This is a genomic window from Oleiphilus sp. HI0123, assembly GCF_001635315.1.
Window position 1 is genome coordinate 1 of record NZ_LWGE01001598.1, and the last position, 1,446, is coordinate 1,446.

General features: G+C 46.5%; 1 protein-coding gene. It reads right to left on the reverse strand.

Annotated elements, in window-relative coordinates:
* On the reverse strand, positions 1 to 1,446 hold a 1,446-nt coding region (locus tag A3761_RS21455; protein ID WP_068750842.1), incomplete at both ends, for a DUF294 nucleotidyltransferase-like domain-containing protein.

Here is a 1,446-nt window from a genome sequence, read left to right on the forward strand (position 1 = left end):
TTCAATTCCTTTCATCAAGCAGTACAAACGAACCAGGGCAACAATCGGCACGGTGCCCCGTAGTTTTAGATCCAATACCGGGTTGTGATTGCCATCTTTCTCTAGCACAAAGGTTTTGAAAAAGCCTAAAGGCGGTGAGGTCTGAAGCGCATTTTCTGACATACATGCCTGAAAGATGGTGTTCTTTTGAGCCTCCTCCAATACCAAGTTACTTAAAGACTTCGTCAGCTCACGCTTGCCAGCAACGTGGCGAATATCATAAAAAATACTGGCATGCATTAGCGCCTTGGGTTCAGGCTGACGGATCCAGCGAGTAAAGTACTGCTTCCAAACCTCTAAAGGCTGACGCCATTTATCAGTCTGCGCCATCACCTCTCCCGGGCAATATTTCAAACCTGATTTGTCCAGGCCTTCATTTACGAATTCAGCAAAGCGTTTAAAGTAATCTTCCATTTCCTGTGTTGCAGCATCATCGAGAATCATACCGTTATCTTGATCTGAGCCAAGCATCTGATCTTGTCTAGCCTGTGAGCCAAATACCACCCAGGCGTATTCGCATGGTTCATCTCCAAAAGTCTGTCGAGCAAGGACAATCAGCTGACGAGTTATGCTATCGGTGATCGAGGTAATGATCCGGCCAATCTCATCGGCTCTAACATTGGCGCGAATAAGCTTGCAGGTCAGTTCAGGCAACTGTTTACTGAGTGAATAAAGCGTATCCCGGTTACTGGCTCGGTTAATTGCCTGAATCATATAAACCGGTTCACTATTTTGAGCACGGATAAAGTCATTCAGCGTAATAATTCCAACCGGTTTCGCATTCTCGACAACGGGAAGATGATGGATATTCGCTGTCATCATAGACAGCTGTGTTTCATACACTGTTTGATCGGCTTTTATCGTTCTCAGGCTTGTACTCATTACTTCAGAAACCGGAAGCTGAGGGTCGATTCCTTTAGCTAAAACACGAGAGCGAAGGTCTCTGTCCGTCAATATCCCACACAATTCCCCCTCATCCAAAAGCAAGATAGAACTCACTTTTGCGTCGGACATCTGCAAGGCAGCTTCTTGAATACTGGTCTCTTTCGATGCACACAAAGGCGACTTAACCATCAACTCCGACACCAGCTGGTTGAGTCGGTAATCTCTATACGCCGTGGCGTCGTGACTCGCCTGTTCAGTGATCTGCAAAGACTTATCAGTCTCACGGGAGAAAAACAGCGCAAAGGTATCGTTCTCGGTCGACAGTCTGTCTATAAAGCTCTTTGGCAGGCAATAAACCAGGCTGTCTTCGAGGTAAGTTAATTGAGTTGTGGTGGCGTCAGGCCTTTGTTCACCGCCAACACCATAGATATCACCGCTACTTAAGCGGTCTAGAAATAGACCTTGAGCGTCTTTGAGCTCGACGCTGCCAGAACGTAGTAAGTAAAGTGTTTCATCAAGGCC